The organism is Acidovorax sp. KPB24-07, from assembly GCF_057543315.1.
The window spans coordinates 1-2,014 of sequence record NZ_BAAJYS010000509.1 but is presented as its reverse complement, the minus strand read 5'-3'; the positions used below and the strand labels follow the sequence as shown (position 1 = coordinate 2,014).

Below are 2,014 nucleotides of genomic sequence, written 5' to 3'. Positions count from 1 at the left end.
CTGCAGGACTGCGCGGCCTTGGCCGCGCGCCAGGCCCAGGCCCGCGCCAGCCAGCGCACCATCGACCTGGTGCTCACGGGCGACGGCGCCGGCGGCCCCTGGGAGGCCGAACTGGTCACGCTGGCGATCACCAACCTGATCGACAACGCCATCGACTTCGCGCCCGCCGGCAGCGCGGTGCGCGTGGAATTGCAGGGCCCGGTGGTGGCCGTGCAGGACGCGGGCCCCGGCGTGCCGGACTATGCGCTGCCGCGGCTGGGCGAGCGCTTTTTCACCACCGCGCGGCCGGGTGGAGAGCGCAGCGGCTCGGGGCTGGGCCTGGCCATCGTGCGCCGGATCATGGCGCTGCACGGGGGAACGATGGCAGTGCGCAACACCCAGCCCGGGCTGCGGGTCGAACTCACCTTTCCGGCCGCCTGACGGCGGCGCACCGGCCACCGGGCCGGCAGCGCGCTGGTGCACTTCACCGTGCGCTCACAAACTTCATTTCCGCCTCACGCCCGATCACCACACTGCCCTCCACATCCACTGGCGGAGAGCCTCCTTGAAACACCCCCTGTTCACCAAACTGGCCGCGCTCGCGGCCATCACCCTGCTCCTGCTGTTCGGCCTGGGCCTCATCGAAGACGTGGTGCGCGACCGCCAGCGCTACCGCACCCTCACCGCCGATGGCGTGGCGCGCAGCCTGGCGGGCTCGCAAACCCTGCTGGGGCCGCTGATCCACAGCGCCTGCGTGGAAAGCTGGGATGCCGTGACCGGCACCGGAAGCGAGCGCACCACGGTCGAGAAACGGCGCGAGTTCGTGCTCACCGCCATGCCGGACACCCTGCAATTGCGCGCCGGCACCGCCATGCAGGAGCGCTCGCGCGGTGTGCACAAGGTCAACACCTACGCCCTGAAGGCGCATGTCGCCGCCGAGTGGTCGTCGCTTGCGAGCCTGCGGCCGGACACCACCGTGCAGGGCTCGCGCATGCAATGCGGCGCACCCCTTCTGATGATGGCGGTGGGCGATGCGCGGGGCATCCGCGCGGCCCAGCTCACCATCGGCGGCCAGGCGCTGGCCCTGAAGCCCGGCACCTTCCACCCCGCCTACCCCCGCGGCCTGCATGCCCCGCTGCCCGAAGCGCTGGTGCAGCGGCCAGGCGGCGATACCGGCCCGTTCAAGGCCGAGATGGACCTGGAACTCGTGGGCACCGAGAGCGTGGCCATCGTGCCGCTGGGCAGCCAGACCCAGGTGCAGATGGACGGCAGCTGGCCCCACCCCTCGTTCGCAGGCCGCTTCCTGCCGTCGGAGCGCACCGTGGGGGACAAAGGCTTTTCCGCGCTGTGGCGCCTGTCTTCGCTGGCCAGCACGGCCCAGCAGGACGTGGCCGCCGGCCGCCCCGCGTGCGAGGCGGCCCCCAGCGCGGACCACGCCTACGAATCCGCGCCCGCCGACGGCCGCGGCTGCGCCGACAGCTTCACCGTGGCCTTCGTGGACCCGGTCAATCCCTATTCCCTGAGCGACCGCGCCACCAAGTACGGCGTGCTGTTCATCGCGCTCACCTTCGTGGCGGTGGGCCTGTTCGAGCTGATGAAGCGGTTGCGGGTGCATCCGGTGCAGTACCTGCTGGTGGGCAGCGCCTGTGCAGCTTCTTCCTGCTGCTGGTGAGCCTGTCGGAGCACCTGTCCTTCGGCGTTTCGTATGCCATCGCGGCCAGCGCGTGCGTGCTGCTGCTGGCCTACTACGCCAGCCACATGCTCGGCAGCCTGTGGCTCGGCCTGCCGTTCGGGGCCGGCATCGCGCTGCTCTACGGTCTGCTCTACCTGCTGCTGCAGCTGGAGCAGACCGCGCTGGCCGTGGGTGCCATCGCGCTGTTCCTGGTGCTGGCCGCCGTGATGGTGCTCACGCGACGGGTCAACTGGTACGGCCTGACCGCGCAGCGCCCGGTTCCCACCCCTCGCCCGGAGGCCGCATGAGCGCGCCGTCGCCCGGGCCGGCCCACCGGGCCAGCCCCTGGGACACGCACCTGGC

General features: G+C 71.6%; 1 protein-coding gene and 1 pseudogene. Both read left to right on the top strand.

Features of this window, described 5'->3' with window-relative positions; translation table 11 throughout:
- On the top strand, window positions 1-420 hold a 420-nt coding region (locus AC27IQ_RS23225; RefSeq protein WP_487090959.1), incomplete at its 5' end, for an ATP-binding protein.
- Between the two features lie 124 nt (window positions 421-544).
- Window positions 545-1,959: pseudogene (gene creD, locus AC27IQ_RS23220) on the top strand (cell envelope integrity protein CreD).
- Window positions 1,960-2,014 lie beyond the last annotated feature (55 nt).